The sequence below is a fragment of the Pseudoalteromonas sp. P1-8 genome (genome assembly GCF_001399985.1).
Lineage (GTDB): Bacteria > Pseudomonadota > Gammaproteobacteria > Enterobacterales > Alteromonadaceae > Pseudoalteromonas.
Window position 1 is genome coordinate 282,221 of the sequence record NZ_LJSO01000004.1, and the last position, 23,303, is coordinate 305,523.

Sequence of the window (23,303 nt, forward strand, 5' to 3'; positions counted from 1 at the left end):
TGCCAAATAAGCTAATAACAAGCAATTAAAGTGCCAGACTAGGAATTATAAATAACTATCTTGGTGAATACGTACGAAGAGCTTAGTGCCTATTTTACTGTAATCAACTTTGTACTCTCTGCCATCAAGGGCTTGAATAAACAACAAACGTTTTTCTTCTGCAAATACATCTGGGCTTGATACATACACCATCTCTAAGTAGCGTTCTTTGGCTTCACGACGGTTTTTTGGCAGATCTTCTTTAAACGGCTCTAAACCGTTTTGAGTAACTTTAATGCGTGGATGGTTCTCACCATTCACAACCACTAAGTCGAGTTTTTTATCTTTATGTATAATTGTGTTTCGACCGCTTTTAATAAAAGAACGTTCTTGACTCATAGCCTTTTCCTACTACTTACTGCCACCTATAGCTTACTTTTTCAGTAAGCGAGTCTCTATAAACTCACTAGGATTCAGTTTCCAACGATTCAAATCAGCACTAAATTGCCAAATATCAACATCAAGTACATTGGCAGGCAATAATAAGTCGTATCCTGTCAACTGCCTTAAATGCTGCGTACGATTGGCAAACATGGCAATCAATCCTTTGTAAAGCTGACCACTTGGGGCAGTGTAGTCCGTCTCTTCTATTAACCATTTTGATGGGCAATCACCATTTTTGCAATGTTTTTGAATAACTTGCATAAATAGATGACGCTGCTCTATTAGTAATCGTCCGGCAATTCTTGGGTGAATCTGTGTTAAAAATTCATCTATGTTATTGAGTTTAATACCAACTGCATTTAACTCAAGGTATTCTAAGCCCTGTTCCACTTTTGGTATACCACTATGATGAAAATTAGCATGATTTAGCTGCCAATTCCCAACTTTGTGATGATAAATAAGTAAATTCTGAGTAAATGTTAGGCTAAAGTATGGTTCTTGAGTTTTTAAAAAGCCAACAAAAATTGCCGCTATGCAGGTTGTGGCTAAAAAAATCTCAACAATGCTAATTTCACCGGGCCTCAATAGGTTAACTAGCATAATAATGATTAACCCAATACCGCCCACAATTAAAAACTCACTACCATGGCGGGATGCTTGTGCGCGCACTCTAAGTGCAGGAGGTTTCTTATCCATAAACAGAAAAGTAAAAAATAAACATCACAATTGTGACCAAAACTATCTTTCTAAGCGTTAAACAATAATTACATTTTGGCTCTTTACCCATACTAAAACCTCTCTTTTAGTCACAATAAAGGAACAAACTAGCCGAACTTTTAACTTTTACGCCAAATGCACAAATTTATGAGATACCTGACATACGGGGCACGTACTAATTTTGTACACTACACTCAACTAATTTTCTGGTAACACGATGATGTATTCTACACAATCTGGTAAAGCACTTTTTCCTTTTATTATTACCCTTTTACTAGGGTTATGTATTTATTTGTATTTACCTTCAAGCCAAGGTGAGCAAAGCAACTTTGGCGACCGTGCAACTCAAGTGACAGCGCACACTGTTACAGCCGAAGAAAATGCTGTGCTAATAGAAGCAATTGGTAGTGCTCGTGCTAACCAAGCTATTTATATTCGCAGTGCACAAAACGATTATGTTACCGATATCTTTTTCAATGATGGCGACTTAGTCAGTAAAGGTCAAAAACTGGTTCAATTGCAATCTCAAGAAGAAGAGTTAGCAGTGAAAGAGCTAAGCATTAATTTACGTGAAGAACGCCGTCAACTTGAACGCCTTACTGAGCTATCTCGCTCACAGGCTACGGCTAAATCGTTACTAGAAGAGCAGCTATCACGCGTAGACGCAACCGAAGCACAACTTGAAAGCGCTAAAACAAAGCTGGCAGAAATGACGATTAAAGCACCGTTTTCTGGCTTACTTGGTAAGCGTGAAATTTCAATTGGTACTTATGTTAGCAATACTACAAACATCACCACCCTTGATGATATCAGCATCATTAAAGTCGACTTTAAAGTACCAGAAAAATACCTAGCGCAGTTACAGCTAGGAATGAAAGTGATGACCCAAAACGATGCTTACCCAGATAAAACCTTTAACGGTAAAGTGACGCATATTAGCTCGCGTATCGATTCAGTCACTCGTAGCGTTGAAGTGACTGCAAGTTTTATCAATGAAAAAGGCCTATTACGCCCAGGTATGCTGTTAAACACCGCATTAGAGTTAAGCTCAAACCAAGCGCTTATGGTACCAGAGAAAGCCGTCATCCCTCAGCAAGACAAACACTACGTGTTCCAAATTGAAGATGGCGTTGCTAACAAAGTCGAAGTACATGTGGCGGGTCGTCACAATGGCTGGGTAGCTATTGATAAAGGCCTTGAAAATGGTCAGCAAGTCGTGACTGAAGGCATCATTAAGATCCGTACTGGCAGCAAAGTAAGTATCAAGGGCTAAACATGAAAATTACTGATACTAGCGTTAAACGCCCGGTCTTTGCGATCGTAATAAACCTGTTGTTACTTACTTTTGGTTTGGTAGCTTTTTCTATGCTACCACTGCGCGAATACCCAGATATTGAAACACCGATTGTCAGCGTTAGCACTGATTATACAGGTGCCAGCGCAGAGATTATTGAAACTAAAATCACCCAAGTACTCGAAAACCGCATTTCGGGTATCGAAGGCATTAAAAGTATTAACTCATCAAGCCGAAATGGTCGCTCAAATATCACCATTGAGTTTAATATCAGCCGCGATATCGATGCCGCATCAAACGATGTACGCGAACGTGTAGCCCGTGCCCTTGATAGCTTACCAGAGCAAGTTCGCCCACCAGAGGTCTCTAAGTCAAATAGTGATGAAAGCCCAATTGCCTGGTTCGTACTAAACAGTACTACTATGGATTCATTGCAGTTATCTGATTACGCACAGCGCTTTATTGTTGACCGATTAGCCGTTGTTGATGGTGTCTCTAACGTACGCGTTGGTGGCGAGCGTAAATACGCAATGAAAATCTGGTTAAACCGTAAAGCGATGGCAGCACGCGGTATTACCAGTAGCGATATTGAAAACACCTTACGCACTGAAAACGTTGAATTACCTGCCGGTGAAATCGAATCTATCGACCGTGATTTTACAGTACGTACCGCGCGTAGTTATAAAGATCAGCGAGACTTTCGAAACCTAGTAATCAAACGTGGCAATGATGGCTATTTAGTACGTTTAGGTGAAGTGGCTGATGTTCACTTAGAAGCTGCTGACGACGAAAGCTTATTCCGTGGTAATGGCCGTAATATGATTGGTTTGGGTATTGTAAAACAAGCCAAAGCCAATACCCTAACCGTGGTTGATAATGCCCGCGCAGAGCTTGAAAAAATTAAGCGTAACCTGCCAGAAGGCACCACCATTCAAGACAGCTATGACTCATCTATTTTCATCAAAGAGTCTATTGATGAAGTGTATAGAACCCTTGGGATTTCAATGGCGCTAGTTGTCTTGGTTATTTACCTATTTTTAGGCAATATCCGCGCAACCCTAGTACCTGCTGTAACCGTACCAGTGGCGTTAGTAGGCAGCTTTATGTTCTTGCTGGCTATGGGTTACTCAATCAACTTGTTAACTCTTCTGGCACTCGTGCTTGCTATCGGTTTAGTGGTAGATGATGCGATTGTAATGCTTGAGAATATTCACCGCCGTATAGAGCTGGGTGAACCACCACTGCTTGCTGCGTTTCGTGGTGCCCGTGAAGTTGGCTTTGCAATTATTGCCACTACCCTCGTATTGATTGCGGTGTTCGTACCGCTGGTGTTTATGGATGGCCGTATTGGTGCCCTATTCACAGAATTTGCGATGGCAGTAAGTGCCGCGGTGTTCTTTTCTAGTATTACGGCATTAACCCTTTCTCCGGCGCTTTGTTCTAAAGTGTTAAAAGCTTCAGAAAAAGAAAGCAAGTTTAGCCAGTGGATGGATAGAACCTTTAACAAAATCGAAAATGCCTATCGTAACTCTCTGGCTTCAAATATGGGCCGTAAGTGGAGCTTACTACTGACTATGATTTTGGCCGGTGTTGCCAGCTTTATGCTGTTTCAAAAAGTACCATCAGAGCTTACGCCAAAAGAAGACCGCGGTACTTTCTTTATCATGATGAGTGGCCCTGAGGGCGCGAGTTATGAAAATAACGCTGCAAACATGGCTAAAATTGAAGAACGTTTAATGCCTTACTCTGAGTCTGGTGAATTGAGCCGAGTGCTTGTTCGTGTACCTGGATGGGGCGGCCAAGGTGGTGTTGCTATCATTGGTATGGCCGACTGGGATAAGCGTAAGCGCTCTACATGGGAAGTAATGGATGAAATCAGCGGTAAAATGACTGAAGTGACCGATGTTCGTGCGTTTGCCATTATGCGCCGTGGTATTGGTGGCGGTGGTTCATCTCGCCCGATTGAATTTGTACTGCAAGGTAACGATTACGACCAGCTAGCCGATTGGCGAGACCGTATTATTAAGCGTGCTGAGAAAAACCCAGGCTTGGTAAGAATCGATCATGATTACAAAGAAACATTCCCGCAGTTTTTAATCAACATTGATAAAAACAAAGCCGCTGATTTAGGGGTTTCTATATCGGATGTGGGTCGCACGCTAGAAACCATGTTAGGCCAACGCCGCGTAACAACATTTATCGATCGTGGTGAAGAATACGATGTGATTTTAAAAGGCACCAAAGAAGACTTTGCTAATCCGACTGATATCTCAAATATCTATTTAAAATCACGCAGTGGTGAATTAGTGCCGCTAGATAGCTTAATTAGCTTAAAAGAAGAAGCCACTGCATCGCGTTTAAACCGTTATAACCGTATGCGCGCAATTACGTTAAGTGCGAACTTAGCAGATGGTTATACCCTAGAAGAAGCGCTTAACTTCTTAAATCAAGTGGCAGCAGAAGAAAACGACATCGACGGTGCAATTGACTACAAGGGGGAATCGCAGCTGTTCTATGAAGGCGCATCTGCAATGACCTATGTATTCATACTAGCACTGACAGTCACCTTCTTAGTACTTGCAGCCCAGTTTGAAAGCTTTATTCACCCATTTGTGATCATGCTTACTGTGCCACTTGGTTTAGTGGGTGCGTTATTTGGCTTGTGGTACACCGGACTTACTCTAAATATTTACAGCCAAATTGGTATCGTAATGCTGATAGGTTTAAGTGCGAAAAACGGTATCTTGATTGTTGAGTTTGCAAACCAGCTGCGCGATAAAGGCGTTGAGTTTAACGAAGCGATTAGCCAAGCGGCAACGCAGCGTTTACGCCCAATTATTATGACCTCACTAACCACAGTGATGAGCTCGGTACCGCTAGTTCTTGCAAGTGGCCCAGGTGCAGAAAGTCGCATGGTAATTGGTGTGGTGGTATTTACAGGTGTTATTGTTGCAACCTTACTGACCTTATTCGTAGTACCTGCAGCATACAGCGCACTTGCTCGAAATACCCAGTCGCCTGAGTACTTGCAGAGCAAGTTAGAACAACAAGCAAAAGACAAGCCGTTAGAAGAAATTTAAACGAGCTTAAGCTTTAACAAAACGCCGTCTTTACGGCGTTTTGTTTTTTCGGCTATAGTCAGCAAAACGGTAAGGGAGTGAAATATGGATAACAACATACAAATCGCTACTTTTGGCGGCGGCTGCTTTTGGTGTATTGATGCTGCATTTAGACGTGTAAAAGGCGTGCTTAATGTCAGCTCTGGCTATGCCGGCGGTGAGATTGAAAACCCAAGTTATCAGCAAATTTGTACTGGCTTAACGGGTCACGCTGAAGTGGTTCAGCTCGATTTTGACAGCAGTATTGTAAGCTATAACACCCTGCTTGAAATGTTCTTCACTTTACACGATGCCACACAGTTAAACCGCCAAGGTAATGATGTCGGCACCCAGTATCGAAGTGTTATTTACTATCATGATGAAAAGCAAAAAGCAGAATCTCAAGCCATGATTGATGCCTTACAAAAGCAAATTCGTGAGCCGATTGTCACCGAGCTTAGCCCGCTTACAAACTTTTACCCTGCAGAGCAGTACCATCAAGACTATTACAATGAAAACCCAAATCAAGGTTATTGCAGTATTCTGATTGCCCCTAAGCTTGCTAAGTTCGAACAGTATTACGCAGATAAACTAAAATGAAAAAAGCCCGCTAAGTAGGTAGCGAGCTTTTAGACGCAGAACTAATAATAACGCTGAGCTTGTTTTAACTTAAGACTAATGACATCAACGGGCAAATTAATGTCAATTACTCGCTTTAAGCAAACAGCTCAACTGACCTTATTGGTTATTAGAACTGATAGCGGGCACCTACAAACAGGCGACGCTCGGCCGTGTTGTAGTAAAAAAATTCGTCGTTGATGTAATCACCATCTAGGTCTGTACCATAGGCATCAACGGCGTTGTACTCTTTATCGAATAGGTTTTCTACACGTAGTGACACAGTTAAGTTGTCAGTTGCTTGGTAGTGACCTACTAAATTCCATAACGTATACGAAGGTAAGTGCGTTAACTTGCCATCACGGTCACCACGGTATTGCATATCGATACCGGCATCAAAATCCCCCCATGCTTTGTTTAATGACCAATTCACACTGTGATTTGACACATAGGTTAGTGACTGACCTGTCTCAGTATCTTCCGCTGAAAGATAGGTAAAGTTAAAGCTGTGATCAAAGCCAAACACTTGGTTTTTAAAGCTAAACTCAACACCTTCATGGCGAGCTTCGTTTATATTAGTTGGGATCCACTGCCCTGATGCATTTGGTGCCCAAGCGATTTTGTTGTCGATTTCGCTGCGGAAAATCGCAATATCAAGGCTGATATCATTCACATTGAGTGATAAGCCAAGCTCTTGGTTATCTGATGTTTCAGGGTTTAACTCTGGGTTACCTGAGCCCGGGTAATATAGGTCATTAAATGTTGGAGATTTAAAACCTGTGCTTTGACTTACGCGGAATGTCGCGATGTCATTTAAGTGATAGCCAACAGCTGCGGTGTAAGTTGTTTCATCCCCAAACTGCTGATCATCATCTTGGCGAACGGTTAGGTTTGCCAGCACTTGCTCGTCGTCATAATAAGCACCAACAAACGCAGCGAATACTTCACGGCTGTCTTTTAAGTAAGTACCTGAGTTAGTGTTCACTTCATCTTTATACCAATTCAAACCGCCACTAAGAGTCAGAGCTTGATTAAAAAAGTATTGGCCATTGTAATCGATTTGCTCACGCTCAGTTTCAAACTTATCGACCACCGTTGCGCCTGTGTAATCAATACGTGAGTCATCTGAACTATCACTTGATATTGCAATATCAATGGCATGGCTGTGTTTTTCGAAAGCTTTTTTCCAACCTAGTGAAGCTTGGTAATTTTCGAACTCGCCTTTTTCTACAGTGCTGTCTGCAGGGCTATAAGCGCTATCGTATTTTGCTTCGCCTTCTGAGTATTGTGCTTGCGCTAAAAACTCACCTAACTGCTCATTTTGATAACCTAGGTTAAAACCAAGGTTTTTGTTCTCGTAGCCGTCTTCATCTGGCGCTAAGCCTTGCAGAACATCAAACCCATCTGTTTTTTCATAACCGGCATTAACGGCCGCATCAACACCCGCAAACTGACCACCTGTCGCTACTTGGTACTCTTGGTAAGAGTCTGAACCAAAAGTAACATCTAAGGTCGTATTTTGTGCTTTACGCGTAATGATATTAATCACACCAGCTAGCGCATCAGAACCATATACAGCAGCACGTGAGCCTTTAATTACTTCAACACGCTCAATACTGTTTAAAGGAATATTGCTAATACTTTTATAGCCAAGTGTTGCAGAGCCGGTGCGTACACCATCAATTAAAATTAGCGTATGACGAGAACTTGCACCACGTAATGACACACCTGAGCTTTGCCCAAAACCACCATTAGCATTAATTTGAAAGCCTGCCTGAGTGGCCAGTAAGCTTGGTAAGTCACGAACATACCTTGCTTCAATATCAGCACGGTCTATAACAGTAACGCTGGCTAATACATCATTAATTGATTGTTCGAATTTATTGGCAGTAACTGTGATGTGCTCGATCGATTGCTCGTCAGCAGATACAGAAAAAGACAACGCAGCAGCAACCGCTACGCCTAACGCAGATTTATTTAGCATGATATCCCCTAGCCTGTGCCCACCGCACACGCGAATAGTAAGTTACTTCAAGGCCGGTCTCCGGACTCTGTAAATGCATGGCATATACATTACCGTTGCGGGGGCAGTGTTGGCATTGTTTTCTCCCTGAAAACGCACCGACTTCCCGATTATCTTGCGACTATTTCACCCTTTGAAATAAAACGTATCTGAAGATACAGCAAGCACCTCGAAAATAGGCCGTTATTGTGATGATTTTGGGGAAGAAAGTCAATGGACGGCTATACTGCTAAAATGAAATTTTAAGCTTTAAGCTGTAAGCCGAAAGTAAAAAAGCCAATCAGCATGGCTGATTGGCTTTTATAAAACAATGATTACCAGAAATACTCATGAGGTTTCGAGTTTCCTAACGGAAAAACAATTCCTTCTGGGTCAGCACCATTCAGCACAAGCTTACAAAGAGCTTTATTTAAACGTCTTCTTGGCTTGGTCATCGTCATTTTCACCCACCAACTTGGTGTTTGTTGGTAAAAATAAGTACTGTGTGGGCCTGTGTATTTTCTGTTTATTTTACCGTGTTTATTACGATCTATTGCTTTGTTTTTTACTGACATAAATATCCTCTAGCTGAAAATAGCTAGAAGATATCTTTTTCTCTGTAACCTAATATTTGTCTCAAAATACGCTCCTTGTAAAGTTCAGAAACTTGTAGGCTTATAGCTTAAAGCTATAAGTTTTAATCGCGGAAGTTTTTGAACTGGAATGGTTGACCTAAATCAGCAGTACGAACAACTTGCATTGCTTCTTGTAAATCATCACGCTTTTTACCAGTTACACGTAATTCTTCACCTTGAATGGCAGCTTGTACTTTGATCTTTGAGTCTTTGATTAACTTAACGATTTTCTTCGCTACGTCTTTTTCGATACCTTGCTTAAGAGCAACGTCACGCATTACGTATTTACCGCTACGCGACTCATCTTTAAGCTCAAGGCTAGATACATCTAAGCCACGCTTTGAAATTTTCGCAGCAAGAATGTCAAAAAGTTGCATAACTTGTTGTGGTGCTTCTGCTTTTAACTTGATTACTTTGTCACTTAGTTCGATTGATGCATCAACACCACGAAAATCAAAACGCGTCTCTAGTTCACGCTTTGCATTATCTACTGCATTCTGCGCTTCGTTCATTTCTACTTCAGAAACAATATCAAATGAAGGCATGGGGTTCTCCTAACATAGTCTTTTTTAAATTCATTTATGGTTGGCAATTATAACGCTTATTTGTCGATTCTTTCTATTTTTATCCGACTTGTTCAGGTGCGATGCAAAAATTGTTTGGTATACTGGCCATTCAATTTCGGCATTTTTTAGGGTTTATTGTGACAAGGCGTGTTTACCAAGTTATCTTTTTAGCCAGTATTATTGGCTTTACAATTTTATTTGCCAAAGAAATTAAAGGGGTGAGCAACCTCTTTCCACACGTTGATAAAGTAGCGCATTTTGGTATTTTCTTTGTACTGGCCATGGTGATGGATAAAGCCTTTAAATTGCCACTTATGCTGCAAATTTTACTGTTAGCCGGATATGGTGCAGCCATAGAGTTTATGCAAGATATGCTGCCTTATCGTCAAGCTTCGGTTGGGGATTTTGTCGCTGATTTTATCGGTGCAGTTAGCTACTTTATCATTAAACTTGGTTTTCATTTAGGTAGTAAGCAACGTAATGGCTAACATTTTAATTGTTGGCGACGGTGCAATTGGCCTATTGTTTAGTCATTTTTTATCAGCACAACATGACATTACATTGCTGACCCGTAAGCCAACCCTGACCACGCGTTTTTATCAAACGAGTAATGGTAAATCACACCCAATTAAAGCTCGCCTTATTCACCACAAAGAGCTAAGTCAATCGGACCCCTTTGACTTGGTGTTAATAACAGTAAAAGCATTTCAGGTGCAAACTACCTTTGAACAAGTAAAACCTTACCTCAGTAAAACATGCCAAATTGTTCTTTCTCACAATGGCATGGGGAATGTTGATGAACTGAATGCTCAGCTATTAAAAACGCAAGGTTTAGCTTTTTTAACAACGCGTTTAGCTGGTTTTAAAACAACGCCTTATAGTGTGAGCCATACAGGTAATGGTGAAAGCGTGTTAGGTGCATGTAATGCAGCTGCAAGCGAAAACCTCGGTGAACTTAAGCAGCAGTTTAGTTACTTACCACACTTTTCTGTGAGCGATGATATTCACTCATTGCGATGGCAAAAACTGTTAGTGAATATTGCTATTAACCCGTTAACAGCGATTCATAACGTAAAAAATGGCCAGCTACGTGCACCGCAATTTAGCACGCGCATTATTAATTTACTTAATGAAGCGTGCCTAGTCGCCAATAAACAAGGGGTTAAAGTAAAACTCAGCGAGGCGCTGGATCAAGCCTATTCTGTGATGACAGCCACCGCTGAAAACTTTTCTTCTATGCAGCAAGACATCAGCCATAATCGAGAATCTGAAATTGATGCAATTTGTGGTTATGTGTGCGAGCAAGGCGCTAAGTTAGGGGTAAAAACTCCCTATAATCAGGCCATGCTGAGTATGATAAAAATAAAAAGTTAATTAGCTGCTAGTTACTAGGGGAAAGAGTAAAAAGTTAAGCTACAAGGGGAAAGGAGAAAGAGTAAAGTTACTAGCTTCTCGTTTCTCGTTTCTCGTTTCTCGTTTCTCGTTTCTCGTAATTATTTCAGACATTAAAAAAGCGCGAACATGTCGCGCTTTTATTAGCATCCCTTACGGACGATACACTTTTACGTTGTTGTAGCCTTCTTCGTGCAAGATCAGCGCTTGTAGTTGGCTCATCACACCTTTAGCACAATATAAGTAATATTCTTTATCTTTTGGTAAGTCGCCAAATTTAGTCGCTAAGCGGAAGAAAGGTAAATGTACAACTTCAATACCTTCAAGCTCTAATGGGTTTGCATCTTCTTCATCAGGTGAGCGAATATCAACAACAACCGCCCCTTCAGGTAAATCAGATACAGACTCAGCTTCTTTCACTTCTTCTTTTGCTTCGGTGTCGATATCGCGAATATCCATCACACGCGCATTTTCAACAACTGTATTTAGCACGTCGAAGTCAAACTTAGCTTCTTCGGCAAGAATCGTTTTGATTTTAGCTTTAACTGTTGGCTTTTTAGAAATTACGCCACAGTATTCAGGCATACTTTCTGCCATCTCAGCCGTGCCGATTTGACGCGCAATATTGATTATATCTTGCTTGTCGTGTTGGATTAACGGGCGAATGATTAAAGTTTCTGTCACACGGTCAATCACACTCAAATTAGCCAGTGTTTGGCTTGAAACCTGACCAATACTTTCGCCAGTTACCAGTGCTTGTACACCTAGTTTTTCTGCAACTTGGCTACCGGCACGCATCATCATTCGCTTAAGCACAACACCCATTTGGCTGTTTTCAACGTTCTCTAAGATTTCTGCTACAACAGGTTCAAAATCAACAGTAACAAACTTCACTTTATGAGTAGAGCTGAACTGTTTCCAGATATAATAACTCGCCTGCTTAACACCGATTTCGTGCGCAGCACCACCTAAGTTAAAGAACAAGAAGTGAGTACGTGCACCTTTACGGATCATTTGATAGCTGGCAACACCAGAGTCAAAACCGCCAGACATAAGCGATAATACATCTTCTTGTGTTGGCAACGGGAAGCCCGCCATACCTAAGTGAGTTTGAGTAACAATGTATGCTTTATCATCACGTACTTCTAAGCGAACAGTCACTTCAGGGTGAGATAACTTAACGCGCGCACCTTCAACATGCTGGTTTAAACCACCACCTACGTAGCGCTCTACATCGCTCGATGTGAAATCATGCTTACCAGAACGTTTACAACGCACACAGAATGTTTTGCCCGCAATCGTGTGGCCGATTAGTTCAAGTGCTTTTTGGTAAATATCGTCGATTGAGTCGAAGTCTGTTTCTGTTACTTCGATAAACTGTACGATACCTGGAATGCGTTTTAAGCCATCGATAATATCTAAGCGAACTTGCTCAGATTCTAGCAAGCTTACAACAGAGATATTGTCCCAGTTGTTTCTTACCTGAACTTTTTCGTCAACACGACGCAAAACGATCTTAATGTTATTTTCTAATAACTTGGTAAAACGCTTACGAACAGATTTACTCTTGATCGCGATTTCAGGGTGTAATTTGACGATAAATTTAAGCATAGTTCACTCTTAGACTGTGGATTTCACACGCCCTGAGGTATAGCAACCTCAAGGGCGCGCGATTATAACAAAAATTATAGCGTCTAGGAAATAAACTGCTTTGCGGGATTATTGTTCGCTTTGCTCTGTTTCAGCAAGGGCCAAGTACTTAGCTCTTAATTGGTTAACTTGCTCTAGATGTTGCTCGGTGCAATGAGCTTTTAATAACAGTAATACTTTTAAAATACCGTTATAAATATCAGCTCTGGCAAGTTCACCACTTAAGCGGCGAGCTTTGATGTAAGGCGTCCAAAAGCTTACGGTCATTTTAAGCATATGCGCAAGCTCTGTAACATCTTCGTCTTCAATGCAAATAACACCGCCTTCACGTAATGCAAACAGTACATCTTTAACTTGCTCTAAAAGCTCAGCTTGAAACGCAATGTAGCCTTTTTTCAGCTCTTCATCACGAGATAAAATATCGCCTAAGTTGTCGTAGAAAAACTGAAAGCGCCACATGAGTTCAAACAGTGAATCTAGGTAGCCCGCCAGGTTTTCTAGCGCATCATCGTCTGGAGTCAGTGGCTTAAAGTGAGTGTGTAGATGGTCGCTATACAAAGCAAAAATGTGACGAATAATATCTTCTTTATTTTTAAAGTGATAATACAAGTTACCTGGGCTTATCCCCATATGCGAAGCGATATGGTTGGTTGTTATGGCACGCTCACCGTGGCGATTAAATAATTCGATGCTGGTGTGTATGATTTTGTCCTTTGTGCTCATAGCCTATTTACTCTGTTTTTTTATGATTATTACGGTCCCCAGCCGAGCAGTATAAACAAATGCGCGACAATTAAATACTACCTTGAAAAATATTAACCTCAATCGGCTTAGTACCTTATATAGGTGAAGGTTCCTAATCCGATACGCGTATTTTCTAAGCTGCATAGTCGAGAAAACACTGTTAATATAGCAGGCAAATTTATAAATCGCTGATAGTTATGAACGTTACTGCAATCTATCCGGGCACTTTCGACCCACTTACAAATGGCCATACAGACTTAATTCATCGCGCGGCAAAAATGTTCGATAAAGTAATTGTTGCCATTGCGCATAACCCAAGTAAGCAACCCTGCTTTACTCTTGATGAGCGCGTTGAGCTTGCTAATAAAATTTTGGCGCATCTTGATAATGTGAGTGTAATTGGTTTTTCAGGCTTATTAGCTGATTTAGCTCGGGACCATAAAGCCGAAGTGCTTATTCGTGGTATTCGTGCGGTGTCTGACTTCGACTATGAATTTCAGTTAGCGAATATGAATCGTCGCCTGAATCCAGATCTAGAAAGTGTATTTTTAACACCGGCAGAAAAAAATTCATTTATTTCATCGACTCTCGTCAAAGAAGTCGCACGCCACAATGGCGATGTGAGCGAGTTTGTTGACCCTATTGTAGCTAAAGCCTTACAGGATAAAATTCACGGATGAAATTAAAAAAGTTCATTAGCTTAACTGCATTACTAATGATCTCTGCGCCAAGTGTTGCAGGACCATGGATAGAAAGCGACGACCCGTTACTTCGCGCTTCAATCGAAATGCTATTTAACCAAGGTATTATTAAACAGCCGATTAATAGCTACCCATTAATGTGGCAGGGTATCGCACGCGATCTAGATGTTGCCAATACCAGCCAACTTGATGAGCAAAGCTTATTTGCCTATCAGCATGTAAAACATGCTCTTGATAATGCAAAACAAAAAACCAACTCAGGTATTCGCCTAAACTACAATAGCGCACCACACTCTCAGCAAGGGTTTGGTAAACGCCACCAGCAAGAAAGCGGTATAAATAGTTATGGTTCAATCACAGGAAAGCGTGTTAGCGCTAAAGTGAGTGTAAATTATGCCGATGACGCCCTTGATAAGCAGCATGTTACTTACCAAGATAGCTATTTAGCCGTACTCCTGGGTAATTGGTCACTTAGTGCGGAGCAAGTTAGTCATTGGTGGGGGCCAAGTAACGATAACGCCCTACTACTATCAAATAATGCGGCGCCAATGAAAGGCGTGCGCTTTACCAGAGCAAATACCCAATATGTCGGCCCAAGTTGGTTATCATTTATCGGTAACTGGCAGTTAACGGGTATTTACGCCAAACAAAAGCCATATCTAAATAGCTCAGATGACGGTGACTTTTGGGCGCTCCGATTTGCAAGTACCCCATTAACAGGCCTTGAAATTGCAATTAATAGTGCTGGCTCTGATTATTTAACTAGCCTCGAAATTGATCCTGTTACACTCGAAAGCAGTGAATCAACACACCGTTTAACGAGCTTAGATGTTAAGTACTCAACCACTTTAGCGGCGCAACCTGTGGCATTTTATGCTGAAGTAATGGGTCGAAATGAAAGTGGCTTAGCTCCAAGTGAGCCATTTTATACGCTAGGCGTAGAAAGCTATTTTGGCTCGAAAGAGAGCCTATTAAAAAGCTACTTTGAATACTCAAATACAGAGCAAAGCTGTGATCAAATTAGCGATTGCGTATATGGCTCTGGCAGCTATACACAACGCTCGCGCTTAATTGGCAGCTCAACACCACTACAAAGTAAATCGGCTATCCTTGGCGCCTATTACCACACTCTAAATGGTTATGGTGGCCATGCTAAGCTTCGTTGGATTGAAAGCGAAACCACACATGCTGAGCTCGCATCAGAGATGAGTCAGCTGCAGTTAGAACTCGGTTATCAGCAATCTGTGTTTAACGGCCTGTGGAAAGTGACAGGGCTTATTTCAAAGGATGAAATTGGTGATGAGTCAGAAACAAAAACAGCCCTTAGAACCAGCTGGGAATACCGTTTCTAACTAATTGAGGTCAAGCTGGTTCAGCTTGGCCTCGAACTTTCCTGTATAGCTTCACAAGCCCTAAAAAGTCTTTATTACTGAAAAGTGCGATGAGCATCATGATATCCATCAGGTTCACTGTGATACTGTAGACATCCCAAAACCACCAGCTTCCTGTATAGGCGTAGTTAATATCGAAATACATGCCTAAAAACAGTGATGAGTTAACTAAAAGCCCTGTGTATATATAAAGTTTAGCAGGAGCCTGAGTAAGACTTCGCTTTCGAGCAATTAACCACACAATGAGTAGTATTGTTAAATCAGATAGCGCCCAAATAACATAAGCAAAGCTTGAATCTAAGATATCGTAGCCAAGCGCCACATTAAGTAATGGATCGCTCATCATGTAGGAGATAAACAGTGCAAGTGAGATCCACATTACTGTTTTGTCACCATTTGGCGCTGATGATTTCTTTACCATGTTATAAAGAAACGACATCAAGAAACCCCACATGATAAATGCTGCGAGGTATACTCCAAAATTGTCTTGGATTAGTTTAAGCATGAAGTAAGTCTTAAAATTCAGATACTCTTAAAATACGGCGAGTTTCATTAAGCGTTAGTAAGGTGCTCTGATTTATCTAAAAATGACGGTCTAATTTTATATTTCATATAACTGCAAAATTTATGAAATTGTAAAAAGTCGCGATTTGTAATCAATGCAATGAGCATCATTATATCAATGGTATTTACTCCAAACGAATAGATACTCCAGAGTGCCCAAGGTGTTCTGTTTTCGGTAACTACAATATCTATAAATATGCAAATCATCAAAATTGCGTTTAAAAACAATCCCAAGACTATGTAGTAGATCGCATTAAAAGCGCCTATTTTTGCATAGTAAGTCCACGCTAAAATTGTTGTTATGGTTAGCAGGTCGAAATAAAACCAGTTTAGATAGCTATAGATAGATAAGTTAAAAATACCACTTAGAAAGTATGAAATCATCATTATAAACGCCAAGATAACCAAGCGTTTATCAGGTTTATTAATGTGGGTCACTAAACTAAAAAGAAAAACCATCAAGAACCCCCATTCAATGAAGGATCCTATCAAACTTCCAACAACATCACTTATATACATGGCTTTTAATATTAAGCTAACTTATGGTTATTTGCAGAAGACAATACAAGGCTTTTTAGTTTGTTCAATAGTAGGAAGTCACGATCAACAATTAGAGCAATGATCATTGTAAAATCAACAATATTAACCCCAATCGAATATACATCCCATAAAATCCAATGAGTTGTGTTCTGGTAGACTTCAACGTCTACATAAACAGAAAGGAACAAGATTGTATTGATTATCAAGCCAGCAATGAGATAAATAAATGAAGGTGTAGTGCGTCTTACAAAATAGAAAGAAATAGCCAAAAATGTAAGTGTTGCTAGATCATACAGTGCCCAATCTAGAAAAGTGGTAGCGGTGTAAGTTATCCAATTAAAAAAGTAATCTCCAGCTAAGTAGGAGAACATCATTATGAATGAGCTTATGAGCAACGTGGTTTTTCTTTTATTTTCATCTATACAATAAACAAAAATATTAAAAAAAAATGCCATTAAAAATCCCCATGCACTCATTGCAGATAGGGAAAAAAAACCTAGTTGCTCAATAAAAGACATTCAGTACCTATTGCTCTTTCTTACTAGGCGGGAGCATTGCACCACCACCACGTTGGATTTCAGCCCCGCCGGATAAAGCCAAGGCTTCACTCGATAAAGTTACTGTATCAGATTGCAGGGTTTTATTACTAGTAGTTTGTTCCAAAGCAGGCTTTGTTTGTTGCATTTGGCTGTAAGCTTGCATTTGCAATTGGCTATTGTTTGAAACTTGCATAAGTTAATTCCTTTAAGTTAATTGTTTTTTCAGTACAGCTTACAATAGCTTGCAAGCTGAGTTAAGCGTTCTCATTTTTTTGACGCTTTTTTATACTTCATCGCGACGTTGCCACCGCGCTGATAATAAAAGCAATTAACGATCCAACTTTTATAAGTTTTGATCTTTTTGATCATAAAAATCAGCAAATCTAAATTTCAGGTATAAAAAAACGCACAGGGGTAACCGTGCGTTTTTCTCATCCAGGGAATTTAAGCCACGTGTTTACACGGGATCACCGCGCTATTACTTGGCTTTAAAATATATTCCATTGCCACTTCATCGCAGTTCTCTTTGCGAAGGCAAAGCTCACAATCTTTGATCACTTTTTCTGGCAAACTGTCTTTGCTACAAAAGCTGAAACCTTGGCTTGCAAAAAACTCTGGCACTCTTGTCAGGACAATTACCCGACTAAGCGCCAAGCTTTTGGCTTTTTTTAGCAAATGTTCAACAAGTTGACGCCCCTGCCCGGCAATTCGTGATTCGGGGTCCACCCCAAGCGAGCGAATTTCAGCAAGGCCAGTGTCGTAAATATACAGCGAAGCACAGCCAGCAACTTGGTTTTCAACTTCTGTGACAGCAAACTCATTAATTGAGTGAATCATGTCGCTCTTAGCGCGTGGTAGGTTTTCACCTACCGTAGCCCAATGCTGAATAAGCTTAGCGATGGACTCAACATCATTTAAGGTTGCGTCACGTACCGCTATTTGCTGTTTTTTTTTGCGTATTTGATGGCACTAGTTACTTGCTCAAGAGAGGTGCCACCCAGAGCTTGTCTTGCTTTAATACAGGCGTCTATTTCTAATACAGGATATACATCTGATTCGAAAATGCTATGCACAGACTTAAATTGCTCTAAACTTAAATCTTCTAAGTTATTCCCTTGTGCAATAGCCATTTGCACAAGCGTACCAACAATGTGGTGACCTTCTCTAAATGGAATACCTTTAGCCACTAAATAGTCAGCAAGTTCAGTCGCATTTGAGTGGCCGCCTTTTGCAGCAGCTAATGTTTTATCTGCATTAACTTTAATACCTTTGATACACGCTTGCGCCATATGAATACATGCCAGCCAAGTTGGCATAGCATCAAATAAGCCTTCTTTGTCCTCTTGCATATCTTTATTGTAAGCAAGTGGTAGCGCTTTAAGTGTCATCATCATGGCACTGAATGCGCCAAAAACACGGCCTGTTTTACCACGGATTAATTCAAGTGCATCTGGGTTTTTCTTTTGCGGCATTAGTGAAGAGCCTGATGTTACCCCATCAGAAAGCTCAATAAAGCCCGCTTCACCCGAGTTATAGAAAATTAAATCTTCAGCCATGCGCGACAAGTGGATCATCGAAATCGATGCACAGCTTAATAGCTCAACTACAAAATCACGATCTGATACAGCATCAAGGCTATTGCGTGTGGCACCGGTAAAACCCAACCCTTCGGCAAGAGTTTGCCTATCAATTGGGTACGCAGTCCCGGCTAATGCACCGCTACCAAGTGGGCAATAATTCATACGATTTTTGGCATCGGTTAAGCGGCTTTCATCACGCTCAAGCATTTCAACATAGGCCATACACCAATGACTAAATAGCACAGGTTGTGCGCGCTGTAAGTGTGTGTAACCAGGTAAAATAGTGCCAAGCTCACGCTCAGCTAAAGCAATAAACTCACCTTTAAGCTCTGCAATTGCTTCAAGAATATGCTCAGCTGTATCACGACACCACAAGCGGAAATCTGTTGCAACTTGGTCATTACGGCTGCGACCGGTGTGTAACTTTTTAGCAAGGTCACCCACTTTATCAATCAGTGCTGATTCAACATAAGAATGAATGTCTTCATGCCCAGCTACAGCCACTGCTTGTGGGTTTGCTTTAACTTCATCTAACAGCTTATTAAGTGCTGCAACTAAGTCATCGTATTCTTGCTGGTTTAGAACGTTTACTTGTTTTAACGCCCCCGCCCAAGCAACTGAACCAATAATATCTTGCTCTGCAAGTTGATAATCAAAAGGAAGTGAATCGTTGAATTGTTTAAACGCTTCATCTGGACCCGTAGAAAAACGTCCGCCCCATAGTGCCATTGAACTGTCTCCAAATTCGGCTATTGCCCTGCTAGTGCAGGGCAATAATTAAATTACTTTTTCGTTAGTGCTGAGATTCTGCTAGATAGCGAGAATAAACGAATGAATCCTTCAGCATGTGATTGGTCATATACATCATCTTCACCGAAGGTTGCAAAGTCTTCGCTGTATAAGCTATTTGGTGATTTTTTCTGTACCGCAGTGACTTGGCCTTTATAAAGCTTAAGCACTACTTCACCCGTTGCTAACTTAGACAGTGATTCAGCACCTGCAAGAATCGAGTCTTTTAATGGCGTAAACCAACGACCGTCATAGACTAAGTGAGAGAACTCGCCACCAAGTACTTCTTTCCACTTACGGCTTGATTTATCTAGCACTAGCTCGTCAATAGCTTGAAGAGCAGCCATGATCACAGTGCCCCCTGGTGTTTCATAACAGCCACGCGACTTCATACCCACTAAGCGGTTTTCTACGATATCAACACGACCCACACCATGCGGCGCAGCAATGTCATTTAGTTTAACTAAGCAGTCATATGGTTTAAGCGATTCACCATTAACAGCAACCACTTCACCTTCAACAACGTTTAATGTTACATATTCTGCTTCATTGGGTGCTTGCTCTGGCGAGTTAGTCCAAGTCCATACTTGATCACTTGGTTGGCACCATGGATCTTCAAGCTCACCACCTTCGTGAGAAATATGCCAAGCATTCGCATCACGGCTATAAATTTTTGTTGCTGATGCAGAACACGGAATATTACGCTCAGCTAAGTAATCAAGTAATGACTCACGGCTTGATAAGTCCCACTCACGCCATGGTGCAATCACTTTTAAATCTGGTGCAAGGGCTGCAAAACATGACTCAAAACGTACTTGGTCGTTACCTTTACCAGTACAACCATGTGAAAGCGCATCAGCACCTACTTTACGGGCAATTTCAACCTGCGCTTTAGCAATGATTGGACGCGCCATAGACGTACCTAGTAAATAAGTGCCTTCGTAAATAGAACCCGTTTTTAAAGTTGGGTAAATATAGTCACTGACCATTTCGTCTTTTAAGTCAACGATATGACATTCCGATGCACCTGAAGCAATGGCTTTTTCTTCAACGCCTTCAAGCTCTTCTGCGCCTTGGCCAACATCAGCAACAAACGCGATTACTTCACAGCCGTAGTTTTCTTTTAACCATGGCACGATTGCCGATGTATCAAGACCACCAGAATAGGCTAATACGACTTTTTTAATTGAACTCATTGGTGTTCCTTAAACAAAATTTGGATTTAATAATGTGACAAGTAGAGCATTTTGTGCGTGCATACGATTCTCTGCTTGTTGAATAATTTTTGATGCTGGGCCATCCATTACCTCAGAGGTAATTTCAAACTCACGATGCGCTGGCTGACAATGCAGTACCGTTTGCGCACCGGTTTTCTCTAGTAGGGCTTGGTTAAGCTGATATGGCATATATTTAGCTTTAACCTGCTCAAGCGGTGTTTTATCACCCATTGAAACCCAGGTATCAGCATAGACTGCATTTGCGCCAACTGCCGCCTCAATTCTGTCACTCACCATGACAGAGGCACCATTCATTGCTGCAATTTGCTCTGCTTGCTTAAGAATTTGCGAATCTGGCGAGCTACCTTTAGGACAAACTGCAACAAAATCAGTGCCTAAAGTAGCGGCTAATAACATTAGAGAGTGTGTGACGTTGTTACCTTCACCTAAGTAAGCAAGCTTTAGTTTACTAACATCGCCATGCACTTCTTGCAGTGTTAAAAAGTCAGCAAGCGCTTGGCAAGGGTGATATAAGTCACATAAGCTATTAACAACAGGCACCGATGAATATTCAGCAAGCGTGGTCAGTGTTTTGTGCGCATTCACGCGAGCAACAATGCCATCAGCCCAAGTTGAGATATTAAGAGCAAAGTCTTTAACTGATTCACGAGCACCCATGGCACCATTTTGTGAATCTAAATAAACTGCGTGACCACCCAGTTTATTAATACCAATATCAAATGATAAACGAGTACGTAAACTTGGCTTTTCAAACAATGTAACCACTGATTTGCCCGCTAATGCTTGGCTGAAGTCTGCTGGGTTTGCTTTAATTTTTTGCGCTAAGTTTAGTAATTTAAGTGCACCTTTTTGGTCTAACTCAAGACCATTTAAGAAATTCTTTAACATGAAATACCTATGGTGTAATTTTCGTTCCTACATGCTCGCCTTTTAATAAAGCGACTAAATTCTCTGGCTTCAGCCAGCTTGAGATATACACACCACGTCGTAAATGTTGGGCAGCAAGAAGGCTGGTCTTTACTTTGACCTCCATCCCGCCCTGAATGACTCCTTCAAGGATAAGTGTTTCGATTTGCTGCGTATTAAGTTGATGTAGAGGCTGCTTATTGGCATCAAGCACAGCTTCTACGTCTGTCATAAAAATAAGTTCTGCATTAAGCTCTTTAGCGATAGCCGCTGCAGCTTCATCTGCATTGACGTTGTACCATTGGCCATCTTCTCCAAAGCCAATAGAGCTCACTAGGGGTAAACGACCTTGTTCAAGCATGCTAGGTAGCACACTGTCACAACTACCTGAGCACTGACCTACTTGCGCCAATACTTTAAGTTTTTCAGATACCAGTACACCCGCTTCATAAAGGCTTAAACCCACAGGTTTGTGGCCAGCGCTGATTGCTTGGCTCATCAATTGTTTATTGGCACAACCGGCAAGAGCACCAACAATATATGGCATTTGCTCATTTGGGCTAATACGTAAGCCTTGATGTTTTGCAGTTACAAATCCGGCGTCTTTAAGCCAAGCATCAACCAAGGCTCCACCACCATGAACAATCACAAAGTTATCTTGTTGCTCAGAGGCTAAAACATCAAAAAGCGCTTTTGCGGCATCTGCGCTATTTAACACAGCACCACCGACTTTAATGATCCAAGTTTTCATTACAGCGCTCCTACTAAGCCAGTATGGTGAGGTTCACCCATGGCTAAATTAATGCACTGTAATGCTTGCCCAGCTGCACCTTTTAGAAGGTTATCAATCGCTGACATAACGATGAGTTGCTCACCTTTTTGTTGCCATGCAATATCAACAAATGGTTGCTTAGCCACGCCTTTAATGCTTGGAATTTTATTGCCAAGTAAACGAATTAACGGCTCGTTAGCTAATACTTGATAAGCCGCATTCACTTGCTCTGCAGTTACGCCTGGTTTTAATTGCACATAAATAGTTTCTAAAATTCCACGGGGGAAGTTACCCAAATGTGGCGTGAATAGCACAGGGTGACCAAGGTGCTGCTCAATCTCAGGTGTGTGTCTGTGGTTAAACAAGCCATAAGGAGCAAGTGACACTTCGCAAAAGTGCGTGTTAACACTGGCTTTTCTGCCAGCGCCTGTAACACCTGACACCGCATTAACAATAATGGCTTGATCAGCTAATAGCCCTGCTTCTTTAAGTGGTTTTAAAGAATTAAGTGCTGCTGTAGGGTAACAACCCGCTACAGCTACAAGGTTCGCTTTACTAATCGCATCGCCATTCCATTCAGCTAAACCATATGCTGCTTGATCTAAAAGATCTGGGTGTTCATGTGCGAAACCGTAATAAGTCAGGTAATCCTCATTCCCAGCTAAACGGAAACCACCAGATAGGTCGAATACTTTTTTACCCATGGCTAAAAATTGCGGCGCAAGATCAACACTGACCTTGTGATCTGTACACAGGCATACATAGTCAGCATTGCTTTCGATATCTTTGTACGCTTCAGAAGTTAGAGGTTGTAGTGGGTACTCTAACAATCCAAGGTGCTCAGGGTATAAATCGCTTAATAATTTACCTTTATCTAAACTCCCTTCAGACACATAACATGCTTGTAGGGTCAGTTTTGGGTGCTTAGCAACTAAACTTGCTAGCTCTGCGCCGCTATAACCACTTGCGCCAATAATCACTACATTCATTGCTTACTTTTACCTATTAAATCTATTTATCGATACGCCTAAAATTACTCGCTCAATTGCGAATAAAAACACTGTCTAAAGTAATGAAATCAGGTTATCGTCGTTTCGTGTTCATCGTACAGCTTTACTAATATTTATGCTTAAAAAGTGAATTG

At 41.2% G+C, this 23,303-nt stretch carries 21 protein-coding genes, 1 pseudogene and 1 riboswitch; of the genes and pseudogenes, 7 read left to right on the forward strand and 15 right to left on the reverse strand.

Features of this window, described 5'->3' with window-relative positions; all coding sequences use genetic code 11:
- Positions 1 to 45 precede the first annotated feature (45 nt).
- Positions 46 to 378, reverse strand: coding sequence for a hypothetical protein (locus AN213_RS08165; protein WP_054560926.1), 333 nt, complete (start codon positions 376 to 378; stop codon positions 46 to 48).
- Between the two features lie 33 nt (positions 379 to 411).
- Positions 412 to 1,119, reverse strand: coding sequence for a DUF2982 domain-containing protein (locus AN213_RS08170; protein ID WP_054560927.1), 708 nt, complete (start codon positions 1,117 to 1,119; stop codon positions 412 to 414).
- Between the two features lie 241 nt (positions 1,120 to 1,360).
- Here AN213_RS08170 and AN213_RS08175 point away from each other — a divergent pair, with 241 nt between their 5' ends.
- From AN213_RS08175 to msrA, 3 genes are all read left to right on the forward strand, one after another.
- On the forward strand, positions 1,361 to 2,413 hold the full coding sequence (locus AN213_RS08175; protein ID WP_055198324.1) for an efflux RND transporter periplasmic adaptor subunit: 1,053 nt from the start codon (positions 1,361 to 1,363) through the stop codon (positions 2,411 to 2,413).
- Positions 2,414 to 2,415: 2 nt separating this feature from the next.
- Complete coding sequence (locus tag AN213_RS08180) at positions 2,416 to 5,514, forward strand: efflux RND transporter permease subunit (protein ID WP_055198249.1); 3,099 nt, start codon at positions 2,416 to 2,418, stop codon at positions 5,512 to 5,514.
- A gap of 84 nt (positions 5,515 to 5,598) precedes the next feature.
- A complete protein-coding gene (msrA, locus tag AN213_RS08185) occupies positions 5,599 to 6,132 on the forward strand; it encodes a peptide-methionine (S)-S-oxide reductase MsrA (RefSeq protein WP_054560929.1) in 534 nt (177 codons plus the stop codon).
- 148 nt (positions 6,133 to 6,280) lie between these two features.
- On the opposite strand, the gene AN213_RS08190 is transcribed toward msrA, so the two are convergent.
- From AN213_RS08190 to AN213_RS08200, 3 genes are all read right to left on the reverse strand, one after another.
- Positions 6,281 to 8,134, reverse strand: a complete 1,854-nt coding sequence (locus AN213_RS08190; protein ID WP_055198252.1) for a TonB-dependent receptor domain-containing protein — start codon at positions 8,132 to 8,134, stop codon at positions 6,281 to 6,283.
- Between the two features lie 33 nt (positions 8,135 to 8,167).
- Positions 8,168 to 8,322, reverse strand: a riboswitch (cobalamin riboswitch).
- Positions 8,323 to 8,487: 165 nt separating this feature from the next.
- Complete coding sequence (locus AN213_RS08195; RefSeq protein ID WP_054551105.1) at positions 8,488 to 8,727, reverse strand: hypothetical protein; 240 nt, start codon at positions 8,725 to 8,727, stop codon at positions 8,488 to 8,490.
- Between the two features lie 122 nt (positions 8,728 to 8,849).
- On the reverse strand, positions 8,850 to 9,332 hold the full coding sequence (locus tag AN213_RS08200; RefSeq protein ID WP_054551104.1) for a YajQ family cyclic di-GMP-binding protein: 483 nt from the start codon (positions 9,330 to 9,332) through the stop codon (positions 8,850 to 8,852).
- 158 nt (positions 9,333 to 9,490) lie between these two features.
- Between AN213_RS08200 and AN213_RS08205 the strand changes: the two genes are divergently transcribed.
- Complete coding sequence (locus AN213_RS08205) at positions 9,491 to 9,841, forward strand: VanZ family protein (RefSeq protein ID WP_055198326.1); 351 nt, start codon at positions 9,491 to 9,493, stop codon at positions 9,839 to 9,841.
- On the forward strand, positions 9,834 to 10,727 hold the full coding sequence (locus tag AN213_RS08210) for a ketopantoate reductase family protein (protein WP_055198257.1): 894 nt from the start codon (positions 9,834 to 9,836) through the stop codon (positions 10,725 to 10,727). Before AN213_RS08205 ends, AN213_RS08210 begins: the two co-directional genes overlap by 8 nt.
- Positions 10,728 to 10,898: 171 nt before the next feature.
- Here AN213_RS08210 and thiI read toward each other — a convergent pair whose 3' ends face one another.
- Positions 10,899 to 12,356, reverse strand: coding sequence for a tRNA uracil 4-sulfurtransferase ThiI (gene thiI, locus AN213_RS08215; RefSeq protein WP_055198259.1), 1,458 nt, complete (start codon positions 12,354 to 12,356; stop codon positions 10,899 to 10,901).
- Positions 12,357 to 12,464: 108 nt separating this feature from the next.
- Positions 12,465 to 13,118, reverse strand: a complete 654-nt coding sequence (locus AN213_RS08220) for a TetR/AcrR family transcriptional regulator (RefSeq protein WP_054560933.1) — start codon at positions 13,116 to 13,118, stop codon at positions 12,465 to 12,467.
- Between the two features lie 218 nt (positions 13,119 to 13,336).
- Here AN213_RS08220 and coaD point away from each other — a divergent pair, with 218 nt between their 5' ends.
- Entirely contained in the window at positions 13,337 to 13,819 is a 483-nt protein-coding gene (gene coaD, locus AN213_RS08225) for a pantetheine-phosphate adenylyltransferase (protein WP_054551099.1), read from the forward strand.
- The gene (locus AN213_RS08230) at positions 13,816 to 15,192 is read left to right on the forward strand and encodes a capsule assembly Wzi family protein (protein WP_055198260.1); all 1,377 of its coding nucleotides are present in this window, start codon (positions 13,816 to 13,818) and stop codon (positions 15,190 to 15,192) included. Before coaD ends, AN213_RS08230 begins: the two co-directional genes overlap by 4 nt.
- Before the next feature lie 10 nt (positions 15,193 to 15,202).
- Here the strand turns inward: AN213_RS08230 and AN213_RS08235 are convergent, their stop codons facing one another.
- From AN213_RS08235 to argC, 8 genes and pseudogenes are all read right to left on the reverse strand, one after another.
- Positions 15,203 to 15,736 carry a hypothetical protein gene (locus AN213_RS08235; protein ID WP_055198262.1) on the reverse strand — a complete coding sequence of 178 codons (534 nt, stop codon included), beginning with the start codon at positions 15,734 to 15,736 and terminating at the stop codon, positions 15,203 to 15,205.
- Positions 15,737 to 16,325: 589 nt separating this feature from the next.
- Entirely contained in the window at positions 16,326 to 16,853 is a 528-nt protein-coding gene (locus AN213_RS08245; RefSeq protein WP_055021559.1) for a hypothetical protein, read from the reverse strand.
- 7 nt (positions 16,854 to 16,860) lie between these two features.
- Positions 16,861 to 17,067, reverse strand: a complete 207-nt coding sequence (locus AN213_RS08250) for a hypothetical protein (protein WP_055021560.1) — start codon at positions 17,065 to 17,067, stop codon at positions 16,861 to 16,863.
- A 251-nt stretch (positions 17,068 to 17,318) separates the two neighbouring features.
- Positions 17,319 to 19,183: pseudogene (argH, locus tag AN213_RS08260) on the reverse strand (argininosuccinate lyase).
- Between the two features lie 53 nt (positions 19,184 to 19,236).
- A complete protein-coding gene (locus AN213_RS08265) occupies positions 19,237 to 20,439 on the reverse strand; it encodes an argininosuccinate synthase (protein ID WP_054551091.1) in 1,203 nt (400 codons plus the stop codon).
- 9 nt (positions 20,440 to 20,448) lie between these two features.
- Positions 20,449 to 21,369: an ornithine carbamoyltransferase gene (locus AN213_RS08270; protein ID WP_055198268.1), complete on the reverse strand. Its 921-nt coding sequence runs from the start codon at positions 21,367 to 21,369 to the stop codon at positions 20,449 to 20,451.
- Between the two features lie 7 nt (positions 21,370 to 21,376).
- The gene (gene argB, locus AN213_RS08275) at positions 21,377 to 22,138 is read right to left on the reverse strand and encodes an acetylglutamate kinase (protein ID WP_054560942.1); all 762 of its coding nucleotides are present in this window, start codon (positions 22,136 to 22,138) and stop codon (positions 21,377 to 21,379) included.
- Positions 22,138 to 23,148: an N-acetyl-gamma-glutamyl-phosphate reductase gene (gene argC / locus AN213_RS08280; RefSeq protein ID WP_055198270.1), complete on the reverse strand. Its 1,011-nt coding sequence runs from the start codon at positions 23,146 to 23,148 to the stop codon at positions 22,138 to 22,140. The genes argB and argC overlap by 1 nt, the downstream gene beginning before the upstream one ends.
- Positions 23,149 to 23,303: the final 155 nt, after the last annotated feature.